The organism is Fontivita pretiosa, from assembly GCF_050410795.1.
Classification (GTDB): Bacteria; Planctomycetota; Phycisphaerae; order Tepidisphaerales; family Tepidisphaeraceae; genus Fontivita; species Fontivita pretiosa.
The window spans coordinates 1,739,353-1,760,573 of sequence record NZ_CP191258.1 but is presented as its reverse complement, the minus strand read 5'-3'; the positions used below and the strand labels follow the sequence as shown (position 1 = coordinate 1,760,573).

The following is a 21,221-nucleotide window of genomic DNA, read 5'->3' as shown; positions in this document are numbered from 1 at the left end:
ACGATCAAATCCTATATGTGCGTGCGAGCGGAAACCGCGTACGCGGCGAGCTCCTTGCCTGCCGCGGCGGTCGAGGCGTTGGTGCAGATCGCGCCGTAAAGCCAGCAGGTGTAGCACGCCTGGTGACGCAGGGCATAGTCCTTGCTCGCCGCTTCTTTCAATGTCTTTCCGAGGATCGAGTCGGGCTGCTCGATGAGGATGGGGCAGACGTGCACGCCGCGATCGCTGACGATCCGCGAGTTGGAGCAGATGAGGTTCGAGCTGTCATAACCGTGCATCATCTGCGGCGTGACACGTTCGTCGTCGCGATACCCGCGGCTGCGCGCGACTTCGGCGCCCAGCCGGATCGACGGCAGCATCTTCACCCGCGGGCGCGTGTAGCCCAGCTCCAGCAGCGCCTGCCGCATTCTCCGATACACAGACTCCGATTCGGAATCATCCCAGGTCTGGGCCATCGTGATGATCGGAAGGAATCCCGCATCGACCAGCTTCTTCACACCGGCCATCGCGCGGGCGAAGGTGCCCTGGCCGCGGATGGGGTCGTTGGTCGCCGCATCCGGACCATCGATGCTGACGCGGATCTCCAGCGAATAGATCGATGCATCGCGCATCCTGGCCAGACGCCGGATTGTGTTGTCGCGAAGGAGTGTACCGTTGGTCAGAACGGTCGCCGGTCCGATCGCCAGCGTCTGTTCGAGCATGTCGAGCAATCGCGGGTGCATGAACGGCTCGCCGCCGGTGAAGTAATATTCCTTGACTCCGAATTCGCGACTGTCATGCAGCGTGCGAATGACATGCTCGTAGTCGAGAAAGCCGAAGGAGTGGTTGGATGGCGAACAACTGATGAAGCAGTGGGTGCAGGCCAGGTTGCACAGTGTGCCGGTTACCTGAAACCACAGATGATCAAACGAATCGAGCCGGATGCGCGGCGTGTCGCGGGCGGGCACGGAGATCTGAACGGGCAGTGTCATCGACGGTCCGCAAGATCATATCTGCCAGTCGAAGCGGGCACAAAAAGGGACTAAAATCAACAGTAAATCGTCAAGAAGCTGTAACTTGTCCGAGGACGGCGCGTGCAGATGAATGACAGTCCCCAGCGGGACCAACCCGAACGGGGACCGAAAAAGTTCCAGACCGCTTCACCGCAAGTGACGGCGGAGCTGTTCGATAAGGCGGTGCGGCAGCACAGCCGCCGCCTGCTGGCCATTGCCCGCGCCATCGTCGGCAACCGCGCCAGTCCGGAGGACGTCGTCCAGCAGGCGCTGACCAACCTGTATCAGCACCGGATGCGTTACGACTGGCGTGAGCCGGGCGGGCTGCTCAAGCGGGCGGTGGTCAACGAAGCGCTGCGACTGTTGCGCCACCCGCGCATGTCACTGGTTGAAGAGGATCATCCCGAGACGCACTCCAACAGCCCGGTGCAGGGGATGATCGACAGTGAGCTGACCCAGCAGGTCCGCAAGGCGATCAGCCGACTTCCGGACCACTTTCGGGCGGCGCTGGTGCTGTGCGAGTACGAGAACCTCTCGTATGTCGAGATCGCCCAGTCGCTGGGCGCCAGCGTCCCGCAGGTAAAGACCTGGATTCACCGGGCGCGGCGGCAGATGGAGGAGATGCTCCGGCCATACGTCAAGGTCCGGGATTGAGCCAGCGAGCGGGAAGCAAGGAACACGATCATGACTCCGATCAGCGAACAGGATCAGGTGCTTCTGGAGCAGTGGCTGGATGGAGAGCTGAGCGAGGAGCAGTCCCAGTCGCTTCGCCAGCGGCTGGCCGCCGAGCCGCAGTTGGCCCAGGAACTGGACCGGCTGCGCAGTCAGCGCGAGCTGCGCGCCCGTTTCTGGCAGGAGATCGAACCCGGCGACCTGGAAGTCCAGACGCTCATCGACAACGTCCGCCGAGCCGTACGCCGCGAGCAGGTCTGGGCCACTCGCCTGCACACGCTGCGAAGGGTCTCGGGCATCGCCGCATCGATCGCGATCGTCTTCATGGCCGGATGGATGACTCGCGGCAAGCTTCAGTTCGGTCTTCTCAGCGCCGCCGATCCACACGCGCCGTCGCAGTTCGTGTGGATGCATAATCCGACGATAATCAATCCCTCGCCGATCGGGCTGCTGCCGCCGAACAACAACAGTGGAATTGTCCAGGCCGCGGCGCCGACCGTGGCGGCTGGCGCCCCCAGGCACGGCGGTGCATATCAGGTCTACATCGTCGATGCCTCCGGGCGAATTGTTCACACCATGCCGCTGGACCAGATGCTCGATCCACGACAGTTCACCAGCGAACTGACCCGCTGGCAGCAGCAGCAGGCGCAGACCTCCGGCGAGATGTCGGATTCCGGCGGCCTGGCGGGCAACGAGCAGCGCTGAATCCCCCCGCGCCCTGTGGATCCACTCGCCACTTGCGTCCGGGTCCCGCGGCTCCACAATGTTCGAGCATGGCACGTCAGGTGTTCCGCGTTTTTGGGGCCGGTCTTGTTCTGCTGTTTCTGCTGTGCGGCTGCGGCCTGTCCAGCGCCGAGCCCGGCAACTCAGAATCCGTCGCTTCTGTCCCCGAGCCGATCGCGATGCAGTTGCTGCGCGCCTCGCCCGATCTGAAGGGGCATCGCTTCAGCAACCTGTTGAGCTTCGAGGACGAAACAGACCTGGTCTTTCTGACCAACACCCGCCTGCTTGCCCGCCGCACACCGGATCGCATGCATACCGGAAAGGCGAGCCTGGAGCTGAGCGGCGGTCCGGGACGCATGACCATCAAACTCACTTCGCTGCTCGGATCGCAGTCGCCGTTTCCGGGTGAGTGGGCACTGGCCGGGGCGTACTTCAGCAGCGATTCGCCGGCGCGGATCACCGTCGTGGCGAACCTGGCCGCCGGCTCGACACGCAACACCGTAACGATTGCCCCCGGCCAGCGCTGGACGCCGGTCATGGTCGATCTGTCCGCCGCCCAAACAGCCGGGGATGCTTCCCAGCCGTCCACCGGCCAGGCCCCGGCGCCGACGATCACTTTTCTGATCGACTCGGCCGCAGCGGTCTGGTGTGACGATCTGGTCTTGATCGACAACACGCAATGGCTGGTCGGCGGGCCGACGGCGTCCGGCACCCAGCCCTCGGAAACCTGGTCGGTACGCCGTCAGGGCATGGACATCGTGTGTGACGCCCCGCAGCGATTCAGCATTCGTTTGCCCGCCGCCGAGGCATCGACCCAGGGCTGGCGCGTCCAGGAAGCCAACGCCCTGCGTGCACGGTTCAGCGCCGAATCCGCACGGAACCGGACGCTGACGATCTGCCACGATGGACGAAGCTTTTGGGATGGTGAGTTTCGCCCGCTTTGCTCCGAGTTTCATGCCGATCCAAACTGGGCGCAACAGCACCTCTCCCCGGCGTTGATCGAGATCGACCCGGCGATGGGGCGGATTGATCGCCGCTCGCCCGGCGACGCCAACAACGATGGCTACAACGAATCCCGCGGATGCTACCGGCTGATCGCGTCGGGGGCGCGGCTGGAATGCACCCTCGTTCCACGCTCGGCGCCGCTGATGCGCCCGATGCTGGAGGTCGCAGGTCTTCCGCCCGGCCAGGTGCTGGTGAGCATGGAAGGCCGGCTGGTCGAGCAGACGATTCGCCTGCCTGATGGAACGCTGCTGGTCGAACTGCCGGGCCGGATCGATCGCCCCACGCTGCTGAGCCTGCGCGTGCAGTAGCGTCGTTGCCCGCGAGCTTCGACTGATTTCTCATCTTATTGGACGCCGCTGCATTTTCCGTGTAGTCGGCTTAACCGGACTGCATGCCCGGTCGATAAGTCGCGCAGAACGGGAGCATCTCCCGGCGTGCGGAATGCCGCCGGCGCCGCTGGCAGTGCCGGCCTGGCACGGCACCGCAGCGCAGCACCGGTTCATCTTTCGCACATGCGCTTCGGTGCGCGGCCTGCGCGGTGCAGCTTGCCCGTTCTGCCAAAAGCCCGGCGGCTTTTGTCGTTCCCGTGGTTGTATCGTAAGTCAACAGTGCCGGGCGGCTCGTGGCATCGAGCCGGGGCCGGTAGAAAGTTCAGGCTAGGAACGTGGCAAAGCTTCGATTACTCGTCATCGAGGATGATGCGGACCAGCGCGATCTCATCCGCCAGACTCTCGAGAATCATTTCGGAAATGGCACCGTCACCGCCGTGGCCACCATGGCCGAGGCACTTCAGCAGGACCTGTGGTCGTTCGACCTGATCCTGTCCGACTACAACCTGCCCGACGCTAACGGCCTGGAGCTGCTGGGCGCCATTCGCGACCGCTGCACCACACCCATCATTCTGGTCACCGGCGAAAACGTCGGCACCATCGCCGTCGAAGCCATCCGCAAGGGAGCCACCGACTACGTCGTGAAGTTCGGGGATTACCTGTTCACCATCCCCCTGATCGTGGAGAAGAATCTCACCGTCGCCAAGCTTACGCGGGAAAACGACTGTCTGCGTCGCGAGCTGGAGCAGGCACTGGCGGATCTGCGTGATAAGAACGCGCAGCTCGAGGAATCGCTGAAGCGTGAGCAGGAGATGGCCGCCACCGACCCGCTGACGGGCCTGTACAATCGCCGACACTTTGGACGGGTGCTCGAACAGCTCTTTGCCGAGGCGCAGCGATACAACCAGGAGCTCTCAGCGGTCATGATCGACATGGACGGGTTCAAGCGGTTGAACGACACCCGCGGACACCAGATCGGCGACCAGTTGCTGATGCTGGCCGGAAAGGTGATCAGCGCGAACATGAGGCGGATGGACGTTGCGGCGCGATACGGCGGGGATGAGTTCGTGCTGCTGCTGCCGCACGCCGGCGCCCAGGATGCTGCCGCCGTCGCACAGCGCATCTGCGAAGAGTTCAAAAGCGCATCGGCCTCGATCCTCAATCGTGGACCGGGTCAGGGCGTGACCATGTCGGTGGGGATCTGTTCGCTGAATCAGCATCGTCCCGCCGGCGCCGATCAGCTCATTGCGATGGCCGACGCGGCGTTGTACAAGGCCAAAGAGCTCGGCCGAGATCGTATCGCCCTCGCGCCCGTGGGCGAATCGGAGTCCGCGGCGCTGCGCGGCGGCGCCGCCTGGTCGGCGCCCATGGCCGCGGCACTGCACCGTCAGCTCTGAGCATCGTGCCGTTCAGTCGCCGCCGCACAACTCGCCGCATGCCCGCCGCAGCCGCACCATGCCCACTCGCCCCAGCAGATCGCCCAGCCGCTCGCCCGGCTCGGCATGCTCGCGGTAGAACTGGATCGTCTTTTCGACAAGCGCCAACGCCCGATCCGTCGGCACCTCGCGGTCGGTCAATTCCCTGCCGAGCCGCGCCACGCTTCCGCACGAGCCGCCCACCAGAACCATCCATCCCCCGGCCCCACCGACAAGCCCGATGTCTTTCACCGCCGTCTCACAGCACTGATATCCGCAGCCGGAGACGCCGATCTTCATCTTGCCCGGTACACTCTGCCCGTGATAGCGCCGATCCAGCTCCAGCCCCACGCCCAGCGCATCCTGCCGGGCCTTTTTGCAGAAGTCCGTGCCGGGACAGGCGCGAATGCTGCGAATCACCGCCCCGGTTGCATGCCCGCGAGCCGCCGGGCCGTTCGGACTGCCCAGCATTTCCCAGGCTGCGTCGATGTCCTGTTCCCGCAGGCCGATGATGGCGATTCGCTGCGCGCTGGTGCACTTAAGTGTCGCCGAGAATCGCTCCGCCACCGCCGCGATCTTCCGCAGCATCTGCGGCGTAACCAGACCACAGGGCAGGTGTGGGGTAATGGCGTAGGTGGCGCCATCCCGTTGTACGATTACGCCTTTGTCGCCATCCTGGAGCATGCAGGAATCCGTTGCCGATGTGGACCAGCGGCGTCGGCTCAGGCGAGTTGCTCCATCGCCTCTCGTTTCCCGGTCTGCTCGCGGCGCGGGGTCCGCTCGGCCAGCCGCGCCAGCGCCTCGGGATTGAACACCAGTTGATTGCGTCCGGTCTTCAACAGGTTCTGCTGGCGAAGCTGGGTCAGCGCCAGGCTGACCGTCTCGCGGGCCACGCCGATCGCCTGGGCAAGCTGATCGTGTGTGATTCGCAGCACCACGCCTCCCTCACACGGTGCCGACGCCGCTGAGCGGCTGAAGCGCACCAGCGTGCGCAGCAGGCGCTGATTGCAGTCCTCGAAGACCAGCCGCGCCGCTTCTTCGTTGGCAGTCAGGAGCCGACTGGCCAGTTGCCGGCTCAGTTCCAGAAGCTGCTCAGGCCGGCGAAGCAGCGCTGCACGGAACTGGTCGATGCCGACCTGGGTCAGAGTCGCGGCGGTCACGGCCACGGCCCGCGCCTGGTAGGTCGCCTGTCCCGCCACCGCCGCCACGCCCAGCCACTGCCCCGGACCCAGAATCTCGATCAGGCGACTCGATCCGTCCTCCGCCACCAGATACAGCCGCACCTGCCCACGATTGATGTAGTAAACGTTCTGGGCCGGGGTGTCGGGCTGATAGATCACCTGCCCGGCGTTGAAGTGGACGCAGCGTCCGCCGGTCTGTGGGTCGGTGAAAATCGTTAAGCCTCCCTGGTCAGTGCCGTTGCCGTTGATCGGTGAGTTATTCATAGATCTCGCTGCTCCGGGGATTCACTTGCTCTCATCGTGCACAGCTCAACAGATAGGACACTCCCATATCCCGCGTGTTGTGTGCTACGCTCCGATAGCAAGCGCGGTTCGGCCATCGCCGCAGAGTACCTGATCTAAACAATTGGAACCCAAGTGAGACCAAGGGTTTCTGGGCGTTTTGGCGAACCTCTTTTTATATCGGAAAAGCGGGATCTGCAAACCGACGCAGGAGAATATTGCCGGTCGTATCGGCGCAGACTTGGGGCTCAGCCCCCGGTTGAATCCCCAGCCTCCAGGCTCAGGTTTTTACCTGTGTTGCCAGGATTCGCGCAATCGCCTCGCAGATCTCCGCCCGATGGATCCCATTCAACGCCAGCGCCAACTGCGTTTCCATCAGTCCGTAGGGAATCCCGGTGTCGTAACGCTGCCCCTGTGCCACCACGCACCAGTACTTGTCCACCTGCTGTCGCAAATGCTCCTGAGCGGCGGTGAGCTGAATCTCGCCCTTCTCACGAATGTCGTTTTTGATCAGGTATTCCAGGCTGTCAAAGATCCGTGGCGTGAAAACGTGCATCCCGAAATGCGCCAGGTAATTGCCCGCCGGCAGATACGGCGTGACCAGCTTCTCCCGCGCCACGTCGATGCTCGGCTTCTCCATGATCAGCTCGGCCTTGTAGATCCCCTTGGCCGGGTCGATCGGCTGACCCTTGACCACGCCGAACAGGTGCAGCAGTCGCTCGACGGTTGGCTGCACAGCCGTGACCACGTCGCATTCATACTGCTCATAGATCTTGATCAACTGTAACGCGCAGCGATCCTTGGTATTGGAAATGTAGACGTGATCTCCCAGCAGCAGCAGAAATGGCTCGTCGCCGACGAACTTGCGCGCCTGATAGACCGCGTGCCCGAAGCCTTCGGGAGTATGCTGTTCGGCGAAGCTCAGCCTCTCGCCGAATTCCCCCAGCTTTTCGCTTTCCAGAATCGCCCAATCCTTGCCGCGAAACGCCCTGACCATCTCGTCGTCCAGCCGGCGGAAGTACTCGCGATACAGCTTCTCCTCGCCCGGCTGGGTGACGATGCAAATCTGCTCGATGCCCGATTCCAGCGCTTCCTCACCGATGATCTGGATGATCGGCTTGGTCAGCCCGTCCCGATCGACCAGCGGAAACATCTCCTTCTGAACCGCGGAGGACGCAGGATACTGCCTGGTTCCCCGTCCCGCCGCCGTGATCACCGCCTTGCGAACTTTGGCCATGATGGAATGTTCTCCAGTGTGTGCGTGTGCGACCGACGTCTCCCCCGGTTGCGTCGGTTCCCACAACACAGTGTAGGGCTTGCATCGCCGCGGGCAAGACGTGCGGCCGAGGTTGCTGCCCGGCGGCAGGGAAGGTATTGGTGGAAAGCGCCGCCAGCGGTGGCTAACGTCATCTTGCCGATGCCAGGGCGCGGCGACGACGACATCGCTTGGAACTTCGCCGCTGCCCCGTCATCCACGCGCATCAGATCACGCAGGCCGATCATGACGTTCTCCCAGCTTTATGCCACGGGATCTGCGGTGATATCGGTGGAGATCTGTCCGCCGAAAAACGACCAGGAATATGCCGAGCTGGAGCGGGACTTGCCGGCCCTGGCAGGGTTGGCGGCGCCGTTGTTTCATGTGGCGTACGCGGCCAGGCCCAGCTCCAGGCGCTTTGCACTGGAACTGGCCGACAAGCTGCGGCACGTGTACGGCAAGGATGTGGCCAGTCATGTCACGTGCGTGGCCGCCACCGCCAGCGACATCGACGCGCTGCTGGATGAGCTTACGCGAATCGGCGTGCAGAACGTCGTGGCTCTGCGTGGCAAGCCGCCGCGCGGACACAGCCAGTTTCTTGCCCCGCCGGGGGGATACCTGCACGCCGAGCAGCTCGTGGCGCACATCCGCCGCCGGGGCGGATTCAGCATCGGCGTCGCCGGACACGTCGAGAAGCACCCGGAATCTGCCGATGCCGCCAGCGACCTGGACCATCTGAAAGACAAGATTCGTGCCGGCGCCGACGTGATCTTTACGCAATTCTTTTATGACAACCGCGTGTTTTATCGCTTCGTCGAACAGTGCCGGGCACACGGCATCGATCTGCCGATTGTTCCCAGCCTGCTGCCGATCCTGGATGCGGCTCAGGGGCTGGCGCTGGCCGAGGCCTTTGGCGTCTCGCTCCCGCCGGCGCTGCGAATGAGTCTGCAAACGGCGCACGACGACCCGACGCGGACCCGCCGCATCGGCATCGAACACACCATCCTCCAGGCGCGCGATCTGCTGTCGCACGGCGTGTGCGGCATCCATTTTCACAGCCTCAATCAGCCCGAGCCGATGATGCAGATTCTGTCGCGCCTGACGCCGGCGGCATGAGCCGATCGGCCAATCTCGACCTGCCGACAAGTCTTGAACGTGCGTCTTGGACCTTTGGCCCGGGCACCCTGCGCGGTGCGCACAGTCTTGATTCGTCCGCCGTCGGCCATGAGGATATTGAGCGAGACGCGTGAGCATTGTTGATGTGCCCGGGGCTAGCGCGCGGGTGGGCTGCATGGTCAAGCGTATTCTGGCGATCGTGGTTCTGACCGGCGTCGTGCTGGCGGCGCTGGTCTACAGCCAGCGCCGCGCCGCAGCATTGAAAGTCTCCGGGTTCGTCGAGGCCGACGAGATTCGCGTCGGCTCGCGCGTGGGCGGGCGCGTGGCGAAGGTGAATGTGATCGAAGGGCAGACCGTCAAGATCGGCGACGTGCTACTGGAGCTGGAGCCGTACGACCTGCTGGCGCGACGGGCCGAAGCCGAAGCCAACGTCGAGCAGGCCAGGGCGCGGCAGAAGCTGGCGCAAATCACCTTCGATCGGATCCGCACCGCCTATGCCGCCAACGCCGCCTCTCACGAGGAGATGGCCACCGCCGAGGCGGAACTGGACGCGGCGCGGGCGGCGGTGGATGCGGCACGGGCCAACGTCCAGGCGCTGGATCAGCAGATCGCCGAATTGAAAGTCCTCTCACCCGTGAACGGCACGGTGGAAGCGGTGGATCTTCAGCCCGGCGATCTGGTGGCCGCCAACGCGCCGGTGCTGTCGCTGATGGACAGCAGTCATCTGTGGGTTCGCGCGTATCTTCCGGAGAATCACCTGAACGTGCGGATCGGTCAGCAACTGCCGGTTACCGTCGACAGCTTTCCCGACCGCACCTTCGCCGCCCATGTCTCGTTCATCGCCCGCCAGGCCGAGTTCACCCCCGGCAATGTGCAGACCCCCGAAGAGCGATCCAAGCAGGTGTTCCGCATCAAAGTGACTCTGGAGGAAGGACTGGAAGTGCTGCGTCCGGGGATGTCGGCGGATGTGTGGCTGGAAGGTTATGACAGGGTGAGAAGGTGAGCACCAGCCCGGTCATCGAAGTTCGTCACCTCAGCCGCAGGTTCGGCGATCTGGTCGCGGTGCGCGATGTGAGCTTCAGCGTCGAACGCGGTGCGATCTACGGGCTGCTGGGGCCAAACGGATCGGGCAAATCCACGATCATCCGGATGCTCTGCGGCGTGCTGGAGCCGACCGCCGGCAGCGCCACCGTGCTCGGCTACGACATCCGCGCCGACGCCGAAGCCATCAAGCGCCGCATCGGCTACATGTCGCAGAAGTTCAGCCTCTATTCCGATCTGAGCGTGCGGGAGAACCTGGAGTTCTACGGGAGAATCTATGGTCTGGCTCCACTGCACCTGCGCCAGCGAATGCAGGACGTGCTGAGCCTGACGGGGCTGTTGGAGCGAATTGACCAGCTCGCCGGAACGCTCAGCGGCGGGTGGAAGCAGCGACTGGCGCTGGCGTGCGCGCTGATCCACGAACCCGAGGTCGTCTTTCTTGACGAGCCCACCGCCGGCATCGATCCGGTGGCCAGACGGCAACTGTGGGATCTGCTGTTTGAACTCAGCGCCCGCGGCAAGACGCTGCTGGTCACCACCCACTACATGGACGAAGCCGAACGCTGCACGGACATCGGCTACATCTACAACTCGCGCCTGCTGGTCACGGGAAAGCCCGATGAGCTCAAATCACTGCCGGACGTGACGCCGCCTGGAACGCGGCGATATGAGATCGAGGTTCACAATCCCGCCGAGCAGCTCAGCCGCCTGCGGCTGAATCCCGACGTGCGTGATGCGACGTTGTTCGGGCAGACGATCCACGCACTGGTTGTTGAGTCGGTGGATGAGCAGGCGCTGGCATCGCGTCTGGCGCCCGCGGCGGCGCAGATCCGACCGATCGAGCCGACGCTGGAAGACGTCTTCGTGACCCTGACCCGGCAGGCGGAGAATCGGTGGGACCAGCCGCCCGCGCCGCCGATCCAGCCGCCGCCGCAGCGCGCGCCGCCGCGATCAGGGGAGAAGGCCCGCCCGATGTGGGGTTTGCTGGCGATTCTGCTCAAGGAGTTCTCGCACATTCGCCGCCAGCCCTCGACGCTGTTTTTCATGCTGGTGATCCCGGTGATGCAGACGCTGATTTTTGGCGTGGCACTGGATACGCAGGTCGAGAACATTCCGACGGTGGTGTACGACCTGGACGGGCGGGCACTTTCGCGCGAGCTGATCGAGTCGTTCCGCAACACACGCAAGTTCACGATTGTCGATCGCGTGGTGGATGAGGAGTCCTTCCGCCGGGCCATGACCAGCGGACGCGCCAAGGTCGGCTTGCGCATTCCGCCGGATTACACCGACAAACTCATCTCCGGGCGGCAGGCGCAGGTGCAGGTGCTGATCGACGGCAGCGACTCGCAGGTCGCCACCACCGCGCAGAACGCCGCGAACTTGCTGGGACTGAACAAGTCGATTTCCCTGGCCAAGGCCAAGGGCGAGGCCGCGCAGCTCGCCGCCGCCCGCAGCGAATCAGGTGCTGCCGTGCTGCCGATCGAGGTTCGTCCCCGGCTGCTTTACAACCCCGATCTGGAAAGCTCGTTCTTCTTCGTGCCGGGTCTGGTCGGAATCATTCTCCAGCTCGTGACACTGTTTCTCACCAGCTTCTCGGTCGTCCGCGAGCGCGAGGCCGGAACCCTCGAACAACTGTTCGTCACCCCTGTCGGGCGGGCCGGACTGATGCTCGGAAAACTCGTGCCCTATGCGCTGGTTGGCTTTTTCGAGACCCTTCTGGTGCTGGCGGTGATGGTCTATCTGTTCGGGGTGCCGATCAACGGCAATCTGTGGCTGCTGCTGGGATTGACCGGCCTGTTCATCGTCTGTTCGCTGGGACTGGGTCTGCTGATCTCGACAATCGCGACGACGCAGGTATCGGCGATGCAGTTCGCCTTCATCGTCATGATGCCCTCCGTGCTGCTCAGCGGCTTTGTGTTCCCGCGCAGCGAGATGCCGTTTGTCATCTATCTGGTCACGTTCGCGATTCCGGTGACCTACTTCATCGAGATTCTTCGCGGCGTGGTGCTCCGCGCCGCCGATTTTCGCGACCTGCTGCCGCAAACCCTTGGCCTGTTGGCCTGCGGGACGATCATCCTGGGGTTGAGCATCGCGCGGTTCCGAAAGACACTGGCCTGAGCGGGCACACACGGCGCTGCCGGCACTGCGCGAAAAAATCAGCTCGAAAGTGCCGCGCGAAGATGGCCATCCGCGCGCCGCAGCAGTTCCCGTGCTTCTTCCAGCGTCACGCCGCGCTTGTGCATCACGATCGCCGCCTTCACATGCCCGTCGGCGCGTCGCAGCAACTCCATCGCCGCCTCCCGATCCAGCCCGCTCAGCATCCGGATGATCCTTGCGCCGCGATCCCACAGTTTCTGATTGGTCGCGCGCAGGTCCACCATCAGATTTTCGTAGCATTTGCCAAGCTGAACCATGCTGATCGTCGAGATCTGGTTAAGCACGAGTTTGGTTGCGGTGCCGGCCTTGAGGCGCGTCGAGCCTGTCAACACTTCCGGTCCGGTGAGCGGTCGAATGACCACATCGACCTTCGGCTCATTGGGGATCGGCTCGACGCAGGTCAGGAAGATCGTTTTGGCGCCGCGTTCGGCGGCGCGGATCAGCGCGCCGTGCACGTACGGCGTCGTGCCGCCGGCGGCGATGCCCATCACCACATCCTTCGGGCCGACGTCCATCGCATCGACATCTCGCGCCCCGTCCGCCGGCGAATCCTCGGCGCCTTCACGGGCCTGAAACATCGCCTCTTTGCCGCCGGCGATGACGCCCTGGACCATGTTCGGGTCGGTGCGGAAGGTGGGGGGGCACTCGGCGGCGTCGAGCACGCCCAGCCGTCCGCTCGTGCCGGCGCCGAAATAGATCAGCCGACCGCCCTGCCGCAGTGCCGCCACCACCAGCTCGATCGCCCGCACCACGTTGGGGCGCTGCTTTTCCACGGCTTCGACCGCGACGCGATCCTGTGCGTTCATCAGAGCCACGGCCTGCTCGATGGACATCGCGTCCAGGTTCATGGATTCGGGCAAACGCTGTTCGGTCAGCAGGTGCGAGCGGTCACGCATAGCAGGGATTATCAATGTTGAAGGCGCGGACGCAAAGCGGCGGCCAGCTCCGCTCGCTCCATTCTGCACCGTTGCCATTTGCTGTTCATACCGGCCAGGGTTTTGGAGTAATCGAACCCAGCACGACGGCGCGGCGGGCACCGGTGACCGACGGCACGTTCGACGGCACGCCATCCAGTGTCGCGGCGGCCAGCAGCGCGAAGGCGATCGCCTCCTTGGCTTGAGCCATCCGGGGATCCATCGCCACCAGCGTGGCACGGCCCGCCAGTGACTGATGCAGCAGATCCATCAGACAACGGTTGTTCACGCCGCCGCCGCTGATCAGGATCTCATCCGGCCAGCCGCGCCACCATGATCGCTCGCCCAGCTCCAGCGACAGCGCCACGGCCTGGGCACAACAGGCGCATGCCGTGGCCAGCTCATCTTCAAAGCTACCGTTGAATCCCGCCCATTGCTTTGCCCGCTCGAATTCGGCGATCATCGCCGGGCCGTCGGTGCTTCGGGGAGGCGGCCTGGTCACAAACGGGCCTTGCGTAAAGGCAAGCACGGTCTGCCGGTGGACTTGACCGCGAAGCGCGATCTGGCCCGCCGAGTCATACCCCGGGCCGGACGGGTTGTGCTTGCGACACAGGTCATCGGAGATGCAGTTTCCCGGCCCCGTGTCAAAAGCAATGACTTCGTCGATGGTCCCGCCAGCCCTCAGCCAGGTTAGATTTGCGACGCCCCCGATGTTGAGCAGCACGCGGTTTTTGGTGGGGTGGCGGAAGAGGATGTAATCGGCGAAGGGTACAAGCGGCGCGCCCTGCCCGCCCGCGGCGCAGTCGGCGCGGCGGAAGTCGCTGACCACCGCGCAGCCCACCTCCGCCGCCAGCAACGCAGGATCAAGCCACTGGATCGTGTGCGGCGGATCGTGGTACAGGGTCTGCCCGTGAGCGGCGACGGCGGCCAGATCCCGCGCGCTCAGCCGCGCGGCCGCAAGCGCCTCGCTCACCGCACGGGCATAAGTCAACGAGATCTGCCGCGCCATCCGCGCCAGATCGGATAAACCGATCTGCTGCTGCAGACCTCGTGCCGCGAAAATCAGCTCCCGCAGCGACGGCTCGTAGGCCACGTGATGGTGATGCACCAGCTCGGCGGACATGCCCAGCCCCCGACCGCCGATCCGTACGATCGCCACATCCACCCCGTCGGCACTGGTTCCGCTCATCGCTGCGGCGAGTAGTCGTTGCGGCTGGCTCATCAGACCGCTAATGTAGCAACTTCGGCTTGAAACGGGACGGGTACGGGGATAACGTCCTGAGGGTGTGGGTAGGCTGTCACATGCGCGGTGAGTGGGAGTTTGCCATGGCGGAAAAGGACGATACCACCAGGTCGGATCAGACCGAACAGCAGGGCGGCGGCGCCGCGACGGCGGTCAGGGAGGCTCCCAAGAAGGCCCCGGCGAAAAAACCTCCCGAGCATTTGCCGCCCTGGAAAGTGCTGCTCCACAACGACGACAAGAATGACTTCGAACACGTGATCCGCACGATCATGACCCTCACGCCTTTGAACGAGGACGCGGCGATCCAGCGCACGCTCGAGGCGCACAAGACCGGCGTGTCGCTGCTGCTGACCACGCACAAGGAGCGCGCCGAGCTGTACCGCGATCAGTTCGCCTCAAAGGGGCTGACGGTCACGATCGAGCCTGCCGAGTGACTCCGAGCAGGCCGGCGGCAGAGGCGGCGCGCCGGGCCGGTGCGTTGTGCAGCTCAGATCACCTGGTCCCACACGAACCGCAGCAGGACCAGCAGAGCCAGTGCGCCCCCGCCCGCGGCCAGGGGGATCGCCCATTGCGGAGGCTGATTGCGCTGCCCGTGCAGATCGATGTGAAAACGCTGTCCATCGACGCTCCAGCCGCTGACCGTGATCCGATCGAGCTGCTTGTCCGACCGCAGCCACTTGGCATCCCACACGTCCACCCGCTGCACCTGCCTCAGTTCCAGCGGCTGGGGAAGATCCCATCGCAACCCGTTGCCGATGGGCGTGTCCTTCTTGGTCTCCAACTGCGTCTGGCCCTGGGGCGTGGTGAGCTTCAGGTACAGATCGGGGTTGGTCGGATCGACGATGGCGAAGGCTTCGGCGGCCTGTCCGACCATGCCCGCCTTGGTCTTCAGCTCGATGGCGGTGACGATGCCGCCTTCCTCGACGTTGTAGTAAAAGTAGAGTCCGACGCCCAGCATCGCCAGCGCCGGGATCAACAGCAGCAGGCGCAGGTAGGGTCGGGCGCGCCGCGGCGGCACGGGCGGCTGCGGCGAGGGGTGCGTCGATGCCCCACTCGCCTGGCTCATCGTCCATCCTCCGTCGCGGCTTCGTCGAAGTTGACGCATAATCCCGCTGCGATCGACAGCAGCACTCCCAGCCCAAACAGCACCGTTCCGCCCCGGGCACGAACGTCGGCGAATTCCCCGAACTTCACCAGCACAATCATCACCGCCACCACCACAAGGTCCAGCAGCGAGTACTTTCCGCTGACCACGGCGATCGTGTGCATCCGCCGACGCCACTGCTGAGGCATCGACACCAGCCGGCTGGTTGCCACCAGAATCATCACCAGCTTCACGATAGGAAAGATCACGCTGAAGGTCAGCAGGATGGCGGCTATAAACAGATTGCCTTTGTGGAACAGTTCGACAATGCCACCGATCAGCGAGAAGCTGCGCACCTGTCCCAGCTTGCTCATGGAGATCAGCGGTACGACCATGCCGACGACCAGCACGATCATGGCCACCACCGCGAGCACGGCGGCCAGACCGTTGTGACGCAGGTGCTTTCGCAGCGGCGTCGGCGAGGCGCCGCAGTGCGGGCAGCACAGCAGCAGGCCACGCCCCTGGGGCACGCTCAGATACGGCTGGCCGCAGCGGCGGCAGGTGATCGAACGGGCGGCGATGGACGAATCTTCGGACATGTCGCAATGGCCCAATGTACCATGCCAAGTGCCGAATGCCCGCCAGAGCCTGTCACGGAAACCCGGCAGCGGTCTTTTGCGCATCACGGGTGTAATCGCCTGTCGCTCATACACATCTCGGACCACCCCGCGTTTTCGCTCCGACTCCCAGGTACGTGCGATGGAAGCCCAGACGAGCCAACTGTGCCATGGCCGTCCCGGCCATGCAGGGTGCACTTGAATTTGAAAGTCTGATCTTCGGGCTATTCACTGGGCCATGCCACCCGGCACGGGCCGGACGCCCATGACACAGGCCAGCGCGATGCTGCGGGACATTTCACACTCGACCTTCGGCATTACACGAAGCTGCACTTTCTGGATAGCGCACGCTTCAGCCGACGCATGTAGTCTTCGGCGCGGATTTCGATACAGCCGAAGCGGCGCAGATGCGGCGTGGCCGCCTGGGTGTCCAGAAGCTCGTATCCTCGCTCGCGGAGGCGCTCGACCAGCGCCACCAGCGCCACTTTGCTGGCATCGCGGACGTAGTGAAACATGCTCTCGCCGAAAAAAGCCGCGCCCAGGCTCACGCCGTACAGCCCCCCGGCCAGTTGCCCTTCCCGCCACGCCTCCACACTGTGCGCGTATCCCAGCTCATGGAGCTGGGTGTAGACCGCAATCAGTTGCTCGCTGATCCAGCTTCCTTCCGGGCGAGCCTCCATGCATGCTCGCATCACCCGCTCGAAGTCATAGTTGATGCGGATCTCGAATCGCTTCTGACGGATGATCTGCCGGAGCGATCGCGGGACGTGGAAAGTCTCCAGCGGGATGATGCCGCGCGGATCGGCGGTGTACCAGCGCGTCGTCCCGTCGCTGTCGGTCATCGGGAACGCGCCCTGCGAATACGCCACCAGCAGTGTTTCCGGATCCAACGCAACCGAACGCATGGCGAACAGAATTGTGTTGCCCTGCAAGGGGAATTGCAATGCGGCAGTGATCAGCGGACCGGCTCATCAACCGATCACTGTCTGAACGCCGCGATCTGCTCGGGAGTCAGGATCGACTGGATCTGTTTGACTCGCTCGGCGATGTCGCGCTTCGTGGGCTCCAGACTTCGCTGCCCCACCTGCCGCAAAGTGCTGATCAGCTCACGTTCGGCGAGCGTCTTGTCGGCCGCCGTCAGGTAAGCATTCCACAACTGGCTGATTCTCTGCTGATCGTCGGGGCTGACCAGAAGCGCCGAACCGCTGCCAACGTCGCGCAGCCGTTTGAGCTGCTCTTCGGTCACCTTCAGGGATTCTGCAAACCGGCGATCCATGGGCAGGCGCATCCGGGCGATCAGCGCCGCGTTCTGCTCGGCGGTGAGCAGATCCCGACTGGTGCTGGTGAAGCGAAATGTCCAGGGCTTGTCCGCAGCGGCGGGCTTGACGGCGGTCATCAACACATCGCCGGCGTGTACCTGGTAGTTTCCATTGGGTCGCTGGCGAACGCCGTCGAGCTGGACCTGCACCGCCGGGCTTGCCGCGCCGCCGCGGGCGCCGGGGCCACGCTCGGGCCTGACCTCCACCAGTTCTGAAGAATCCGGCCGGGTGAAGTGCCACCACAGCCCTCCCGCGCCCGCCGCCAGCAGCGCCAGCGTGATCGCCAGCCCCACCCACGGCGGCACCTGTCCGCGACCTGTCGGCGCCGTCGGCTGGTCTGTGATCGGTCCTGTCTTCATCGGCAAATCCCCCTATGGCTGTGGCTGAGGCTGCGGTTCCGGCAGGCGCAACGCCCAGGGATCCATTCCCGTCAGCGCTTCGCGCGGCGGCAGCGTGTCCACGTGCCAGTCCAGCTTCAGGTAATTGGATCCCAGCTTCACGCCGTGGCGGAACTGCTCTACTTTCTCGTTGAAGTCGCCTCGCTCCATGTAATAGTCTGCCTCGTCGGTGATCTTTTCGCCCATGACCACGACCTCGGGCGAGGTCAGCCCGCCGAAATTCCGCGTGCCTGCGCGAATCCGCTGGTCGGCCAGATGCTTGTTCAGCAGATACGAATGCGCCGCGGCGGGCTCGTAGTCGGCCGGGCAGAGCATGATCGGCGGCGTAAACGGCGCCGCCGGATAGAAGTCCGGCTGCCGCGGGTCAAACTGATAAGGTTGATTCGGATCGTAGGGCAGTTTGTCCGGCGGATGCTCGACGAGCTTGGGCACGCGCATCGGCCAGCGCAGGTGCGGCCAGACGTTGGTTCCATAGGTCATGGGGATTTTCGTGATCGGATCCTCCGGTCCGACGGGAAACAGCCATCCCTTGTTCTCATTCGAGTAGGTTTGCAGGTAGATCCCCAGTTGCCGCAGGTTGGACATGCACTGCACGCTCTTGGCCTGCTGGCGAGCACGCTGGAGTGCGGGCATGAGCAGGCCGATGAGCACGGCAATCAGGCCGATGACCACCAGCAGCTCCACCAGCGTAAAACCGCGCATGGACGAGGATCGGTTCATCAGGTCACCTTCTTCTCCTGGCCGCCGCCGAGCGTAAACACCCCTTGTTAAGACGCTGTCGCGGTCGATTTGTTGCCCGTGCCCCTGACATGCGCCCCTTTTCCCATCGCGCTGTTGGCTGAGGCGTTTGCCCGGGGGCTTGTTTTCTGCTCATCCACGCGTACGGTAGCAGCACGCCGACAACTGCGATGCAATCGGCTCCCTGTGCGTCAATTGCGGCATTCAGAACCCTATGAATCGAATCATTATTGTACCTCTGATGTTATGTGTATGGCAGTGCCTGGCATGGTCGCAGCAGAATCCGGGCGAGGCCTCGTCGGCCCCGAGTCGCGTGCGGATCGTGCTGGCGGGGGATTCGACCGTGACCGACTCGGCCGGGTGGGGGCTGGGCTTTGCCAAGGCCCTGAACGATTCTGCCGAATGCGTGAACCTCGCTCGCGGCGGGCGAAGCTCAAAGAGCTTTCGTGACGAGGGGCTGTGGCAACAGGTGCTGGATGCCAGACCCGATGTGGTGCTGATCCAGTTTGGTCACAACGATCAGCCTGGCAAAGGGCCTGAGCGTCAGACTGATCCGGATACCACCTACCGCGCGAACCTGGCGCGCTACATCGATGAAGCCCGCGCCATCGGCGCCAAACCGGTCATCGTCACATCCTTAAGCCGTCGCCGCTGGGCCGACGACGGCATCCACATCCGTTCGGATCTGACGGCTTACGTCCAGGCTGCCAAGGCGGTGGCGACGGAAAAAGAGGTTCCGCTGATCGACCTGCATGAGTGGTCGATCGGAGTGTATGAATCGCTTGGGCCAAAGGGGTGTGAGCTGATCAGCCCCAGGCGAGCGGACGGCGGAGTGGACGGCACGCATTTGAACGTTGTCGGCAGCGAGGTAGTCGGGCCATACGTGGCCTGGGCGCTGCGCCGGACCATGCCGCAGCTCAAACCGCACATCCGCGGATACATTCCGCCGCAGAAGCGACAGGCCAGCACTCAGCCGACGACTGTACCGACCACCGGCCCGGCTGCCGAACAACTCGCCGCCGCGGGCGAGCCGCCCACGCCCAAAGGCGCCCGGACGATCACCGTCGCCGCCGACGGCAGCGGGGATTTTGTTACCGTGCAGCAGGCGATCGCCGCCGTGCCCGACAACAACGCCGATCGAACGACCATTGTGCTCAAGCCCGGCGTGTACACCGGTCCGATCGTCCTGCCGCGATCCAAGCAGAACGTCACATTCCAGGGGCATGGCCCCGACAGAACCATCCTGACCTACGCCCTGAACGTGACGGATCCGGTTCCCGCAGGTGTGCCGAACAAAATGGGCGGCAACGGGGTGATCGTGCTGGCCGATGGGTTTGTGGCACGCGACCTGACCTTCCGCAATACCAGCGGCGACCACGGGCAGGCCATGGCGCTGCGACTCCAGGGCGACCGGGCCATGATTATCAACTGCCGGTTGCTGGGCTGGCAGGACACGTTGCTGGTTCACTCCAAGCGGCACTATTTTCGCGATTGCTACATCGAGGGTCGGGTGGACTTCATCTACGGCGCGGCGACGGTGGTATTCGAGAACTGCCAGATTCACAGCAAGGACGGCGGATACATCACCGCTGCAAGCACACCACAGGATCAGCCCTTCGGAATGGTGTTCTTAAACTGCACGCTGACGGGCGAGGGGGAAGCGGCCTATCTGGGCCGGCCATGGCGCCCCTGGGCGGCGGTGGCGTTCATCCGCTGTCACCTGGGCGGGCACATTCGCCCGGAGGGATGGCACAACTGGGGCAAGCCCGAAAACGAGAAAACCGCCCGTTACGTTGAATACGCCAACAGCGGACCCGGCGCCGACTCCTCGCGGCGGGTGCCGTGGTCGCGGCAGCTCAGCCACGAGGAGGCGGCGCGGTACACGCTGCAAAACATCCTTGGCGGCACGGACGGCTGGGATCCGACCGGCCAGCCGTGACGTCCAGCAGTAACGTGTCGTCACGGCAGTAACGTGTCGTCACGACAGCGTTGCTACCGGCGCGGCCCAGCCGTCGGGCAACGTCAACCGCCCGTGGAGCTGCTGGTGCTGGTGGCTGTGGTGGTGACGGTCTGGCCGACCATGCGGGCGCCGGTCAGTCCGCCAACCGCCGCAGCACACAACCCCAGCACAAGGGAGATCAGTGTCCACCAGGCGCCGACGGCGGCGTCACGGCGCGCCTGTTCGCTGGGCGGCGCCGCGGTGCCGGACGGCGGCTGTGCGGCGGAACTGCTGGTGTCGCCGGTATCAACTGTTCCGGCGGCCATGCGGGCGCGATCGAACAGCGTCTGCCCGCTGCGATCCAGATACACAACCTGCCGATCGCTGCCTGCGACGGCGATCTGGGCCAATGAGGCGAAACCTCCGCCCAGCAGGAACAGCAATAGCGGGATTGCCACCGCCCAGACCATCGCCCCGTTGAGCAGGCCGTTGCGTTCACCGGCGGCAGCCGCCGACCGCGCTGCAATCCATCCACCTACGAAGAATGAGATCAGCGCGCTGAGGATCGACCAGATTCCCGCGCCCCACGACCAGGCACGGATGTTCTGACCCGGATCCCAGGCCGACAGCCCGATCGCCAGCCCAAGCACGCTCAGGACAGTCAACGTGGACATGGCGGCGAACAGTCCGGCCAGGATCGGCCCCCAGCGGACGCGATCAAACGGCGTAATGAACGTCGTGGTCCCTCCGCCACTGCTCGTGGTGTACGTCGTTTGTTGAGTCATAGGGTGTCCTCGACAA

Annotated in this window: 21 protein-coding genes; 9 read left to right on the top strand and 12 right to left on the bottom strand. The window is 64.2% G+C overall.

Annotation, left to right across the window (positions count from 1 at the left end):
- Positions 1-11: 11 nt before the first annotated feature.
- Positions 12-971: a radical SAM protein gene (locus ACQS5P_RS07205; protein WP_428940219.1), complete on the bottom strand. Its 960-nt coding sequence runs from the start codon at positions 969-971 to the stop codon at positions 12-14.
- A 108-nt stretch (positions 972-1,079) separates the two neighbouring features.
- Here ACQS5P_RS07205 and ACQS5P_RS07200 point away from each other — a divergent pair, with 108 nt between their 5' ends.
- From ACQS5P_RS07200 to ACQS5P_RS07185, 4 genes are all read left to right on the top strand, one after another.
- Complete coding sequence (locus ACQS5P_RS07200) at positions 1,080-1,646, top strand: RNA polymerase sigma factor (RefSeq protein WP_428940218.1); 567 nt, start codon at positions 1,080-1,082, stop codon at positions 1,644-1,646.
- A 30-nt stretch (positions 1,647-1,676) separates the two neighbouring features.
- Positions 1,677-2,369 (top strand): anti-sigma factor family protein, encoded by a 693-nt coding sequence (locus ACQS5P_RS07195; protein ID WP_428940217.1) that lies wholly within the window; start codon positions 1,677-1,679, stop codon positions 2,367-2,369.
- Positions 2,370-2,437: 68 nt separating this feature from the next.
- Positions 2,438-3,700: a hypothetical protein gene (locus ACQS5P_RS07190; RefSeq protein ID WP_428940216.1), complete on the top strand. Its 1,263-nt coding sequence runs from the start codon at positions 2,438-2,440 to the stop codon at positions 3,698-3,700.
- Positions 3,701-4,056: 356 nt separating this feature from the next.
- Positions 4,057-5,118 carry a diguanylate cyclase gene (locus ACQS5P_RS07185; protein ID WP_428940215.1) on the top strand — a complete coding sequence of 354 codons (1,062 nt, stop codon included), beginning with the start codon at positions 4,057-4,059 and terminating at the stop codon, positions 5,116-5,118.
- A gap of 12 nt (positions 5,119-5,130) precedes the next feature.
- On the opposite strand, the gene ACQS5P_RS07180 is transcribed toward ACQS5P_RS07185, so the two are convergent.
- From ACQS5P_RS07180 to ACQS5P_RS07170, 3 genes are all read right to left on the bottom strand, one after another.
- On the bottom strand, positions 5,131-5,820 hold the full coding sequence (locus tag ACQS5P_RS07180) for an NAD(P)/FAD-dependent oxidoreductase (RefSeq protein WP_428940214.1): 690 nt from the start codon (positions 5,818-5,820) through the stop codon (positions 5,131-5,133).
- A gap of 38 nt (positions 5,821-5,858) precedes the next feature.
- Complete coding sequence (locus ACQS5P_RS07175; protein WP_428940213.1) at positions 5,859-6,581, bottom strand: Crp/Fnr family transcriptional regulator; 723 nt, start codon at positions 6,579-6,581, stop codon at positions 5,859-5,861.
- 298 nt (positions 6,582-6,879) lie between these two features.
- Positions 6,880-7,836: a sugar phosphate nucleotidyltransferase gene (locus tag ACQS5P_RS07170; protein ID WP_428940212.1), complete on the bottom strand. Its 957-nt coding sequence runs from the start codon at positions 7,834-7,836 to the stop codon at positions 6,880-6,882.
- Between the two features lie 264 nt (positions 7,837-8,100).
- On the opposite strand from ACQS5P_RS07170, the gene ACQS5P_RS07165 reads away from it, so the two are divergent.
- The 3 genes from ACQS5P_RS07165 to ACQS5P_RS07155 all read left to right on the top strand — a co-directional run bounded on the left by ACQS5P_RS07165 (position 8,101) and on the right by ACQS5P_RS07155 (position 12,129).
- A complete protein-coding gene (locus tag ACQS5P_RS07165; RefSeq protein ID WP_428940211.1) occupies positions 8,101-8,970 on the top strand; it encodes a methylenetetrahydrofolate reductase in 870 nt (289 codons plus the stop codon).
- 175 nt (positions 8,971-9,145) lie between these two features.
- Positions 9,146-9,973 carry an HlyD family secretion protein gene (locus tag ACQS5P_RS07160; RefSeq protein WP_428940210.1) on the top strand — a complete coding sequence of 276 codons (828 nt, stop codon included), beginning with the start codon at positions 9,146-9,148 and terminating at the stop codon, positions 9,971-9,973.
- A complete protein-coding gene (locus ACQS5P_RS07155; RefSeq protein ID WP_428940209.1) occupies positions 9,970-12,129 on the top strand; it encodes an ABC transporter permease in 2,160 nt (719 codons plus the stop codon). Before ACQS5P_RS07160 ends, ACQS5P_RS07155 begins: the two co-directional genes overlap by 4 nt.
- A 38-nt stretch (positions 12,130-12,167) precedes the next feature.
- Here the strand turns inward: ACQS5P_RS07155 and murQ are convergent, their stop codons facing one another.
- Both murQ and ACQS5P_RS07145 read right to left on the bottom strand, forming a co-directional pair.
- Entirely contained in the window at positions 12,168-13,064 is an 897-nt protein-coding gene (murQ, locus tag ACQS5P_RS07150; RefSeq protein WP_428940208.1) for an N-acetylmuramic acid 6-phosphate etherase, read from the bottom strand.
- Between the two features lie 85 nt (positions 13,065-13,149).
- Positions 13,150-14,271 carry an anhydro-N-acetylmuramic acid kinase gene (locus tag ACQS5P_RS07145; RefSeq protein WP_428940207.1) on the bottom strand — a complete coding sequence of 374 codons (1,122 nt, stop codon included), beginning with the start codon at positions 14,269-14,271 and terminating at the stop codon, positions 13,150-13,152.
- 113 nt (positions 14,272-14,384) lie between these two features.
- Here ACQS5P_RS07145 and ACQS5P_RS07140 point away from each other — a divergent pair, with 113 nt between their 5' ends.
- A complete protein-coding gene (locus ACQS5P_RS07140; RefSeq protein WP_428940206.1) occupies positions 14,385-14,759 on the top strand; it encodes an ATP-dependent Clp protease adaptor ClpS in 375 nt (124 codons plus the stop codon).
- Between the two features lie 53 nt (positions 14,760-14,812).
- Here the strand turns inward: ACQS5P_RS07140 and ACQS5P_RS07135 are convergent, their stop codons facing one another.
- The 5 genes from ACQS5P_RS07135 to ACQS5P_RS07115 all read right to left on the bottom strand — a co-directional run bounded on the left by ACQS5P_RS07135 (position 14,813) and on the right by ACQS5P_RS07115 (position 18,463).
- Positions 14,813-15,391 carry a hypothetical protein gene (locus ACQS5P_RS07135; protein ID WP_428940205.1) on the bottom strand — a complete coding sequence of 193 codons (579 nt, stop codon included), beginning with the start codon at positions 15,389-15,391 and terminating at the stop codon, positions 14,813-14,815.
- On the bottom strand, positions 15,388-16,008 hold the full coding sequence (locus ACQS5P_RS07130) for a paraquat-inducible protein A (protein ID WP_428940204.1): 621 nt from the start codon (positions 16,006-16,008) through the stop codon (positions 15,388-15,390). Before ACQS5P_RS07130 ends, ACQS5P_RS07135 begins: the two co-directional genes overlap by 4 nt.
- Positions 16,009-16,343: 335 nt before the next feature.
- A complete protein-coding gene (aat, locus tag ACQS5P_RS07125; RefSeq protein ID WP_428940203.1) occupies positions 16,344-16,931 on the bottom strand; it encodes a leucyl/phenylalanyl-tRNA--protein transferase in 588 nt (195 codons plus the stop codon).
- Between the two features lie 74 nt (positions 16,932-17,005).
- Positions 17,006-17,704 (bottom strand): hypothetical protein, encoded by a 699-nt coding sequence (locus ACQS5P_RS07120; protein WP_428940202.1) that lies wholly within the window; start codon positions 17,702-17,704, stop codon positions 17,006-17,008.
- 12 nt (positions 17,705-17,716) lie between these two features.
- Positions 17,717-18,463 (bottom strand): prepilin-type N-terminal cleavage/methylation domain-containing protein, encoded by a 747-nt coding sequence (locus tag ACQS5P_RS07115; RefSeq protein WP_428940201.1) that lies wholly within the window; start codon positions 18,461-18,463, stop codon positions 17,717-17,719.
- A 259-nt stretch (positions 18,464-18,722) separates the two neighbouring features.
- On the opposite strand from ACQS5P_RS07115, the gene ACQS5P_RS07110 reads away from it, so the two are divergent.
- Positions 18,723-20,420: a pectinesterase family protein gene (locus ACQS5P_RS07110; RefSeq protein ID WP_428940200.1), complete on the top strand. Its 1,698-nt coding sequence runs from the start codon at positions 18,723-18,725 to the stop codon at positions 20,418-20,420.
- 83 nt (positions 20,421-20,503) lie between these two features.
- Here ACQS5P_RS07110 and ACQS5P_RS07105 read toward each other — a convergent pair whose 3' ends face one another.
- Positions 20,504-21,205 carry a hypothetical protein gene (locus ACQS5P_RS07105; protein ID WP_428940199.1) on the bottom strand — a complete coding sequence of 234 codons (702 nt, stop codon included), beginning with the start codon at positions 21,203-21,205 and terminating at the stop codon, positions 20,504-20,506.
- Between the last annotated feature and the right edge of the window lie 16 nt (positions 21,206-21,221).

Coding starts and splice junctions, on each gene's coding strand:
- aat (WP_428940203.1), bottom strand. CDS start 16,931: ATGCGTTCGGTTGCGTTGGATCCGGAAACACTGCTGGTGGCGTATTCG.
- ACQS5P_RS07170 (WP_428940212.1), bottom strand. CDS start 7,836: ATGGCCAAAGTTCGCAAGGCGGTGATCACGGCGGCGGGACGGGGAACC.
- ACQS5P_RS07165 (WP_428940211.1), top strand. CDS start 8,101: ATGACGTTCTCCCAGCTTTATGCCACGGGATCTGCGGTGATATCGGTG.
- ACQS5P_RS07115 (WP_428940201.1), bottom strand. CDS start 18,463: ATGAACCGATCCTCGTCCATGCGCGGTTTTACGCTGGTGGAGCTGCTG.
- ACQS5P_RS07180 (WP_428940214.1), bottom strand. CDS start 5,820: ATGCTCCAGGATGGCGACAAAGGCGTAATCGTACAACGGGATGGCGCC.
- ACQS5P_RS07175 (WP_428940213.1), bottom strand. CDS start 6,581: ATGAATAACTCACCGATCAACGGCAACGGCACTGACCAGGGAGGCTTA.
- ACQS5P_RS07110 (WP_428940200.1), top strand. CDS start 18,723: ATGTTATGTGTATGGCAGTGCCTGGCATGGTCGCAGCAGAATCCGGGC.
- ACQS5P_RS07135 (WP_428940205.1), bottom strand. CDS start 15,391: ATGAGCCAGGCGAGTGGGGCATCGACGCACCCCTCGCCGCAGCCGCCC.
- ACQS5P_RS07160 (WP_428940210.1), top strand. CDS start 9,146: ATGGTCAAGCGTATTCTGGCGATCGTGGTTCTGACCGGCGTCGTGCTG.
- ACQS5P_RS07145 (WP_428940207.1), bottom strand. CDS start 14,271: ATGAGCGGAACCAGTGCCGACGGGGTGGATGTGGCGATCGTACGGATC.
- ACQS5P_RS07105 (WP_428940199.1), bottom strand. CDS start 21,205: ATGACTCAACAAACGACGTACACCACGAGCAGTGGCGGAGGGACCACG.
- ACQS5P_RS07200 (WP_428940218.1), top strand. CDS start 1,080: ATGAATGACAGTCCCCAGCGGGACCAACCCGAACGGGGACCGAAAAAG.
- ACQS5P_RS07205 (WP_428940219.1), bottom strand. CDS start 971: ATGACACTGCCCGTTCAGATCTCCGTGCCCGCCCGCGACACGCCGCGC.
- ACQS5P_RS07130 (WP_428940204.1), bottom strand. CDS start 16,008: ATGTCCGAAGATTCGTCCATCGCCGCCCGTTCGATCACCTGCCGCCGC.
- ACQS5P_RS07195 (WP_428940217.1), top strand. CDS start 1,677: ATGACTCCGATCAGCGAACAGGATCAGGTGCTTCTGGAGCAGTGGCTG.
- ACQS5P_RS07190 (WP_428940216.1), top strand. CDS start 2,438: ATGGCACGTCAGGTGTTCCGCGTTTTTGGGGCCGGTCTTGTTCTGCTG.
- murQ (WP_428940208.1), bottom strand. CDS start 13,064: ATGCGTGACCGCTCGCACCTGCTGACCGAACAGCGTTTGCCCGAATCC.
- ACQS5P_RS07140 (WP_428940206.1), top strand. CDS start 14,385: ATGCGCGGTGAGTGGGAGTTTGCCATGGCGGAAAAGGACGATACCACC.
- ACQS5P_RS07120 (WP_428940202.1), bottom strand. CDS start 17,704: ATGAAGACAGGACCGATCACAGACCAGCCGACGGCGCCGACAGGTCGC.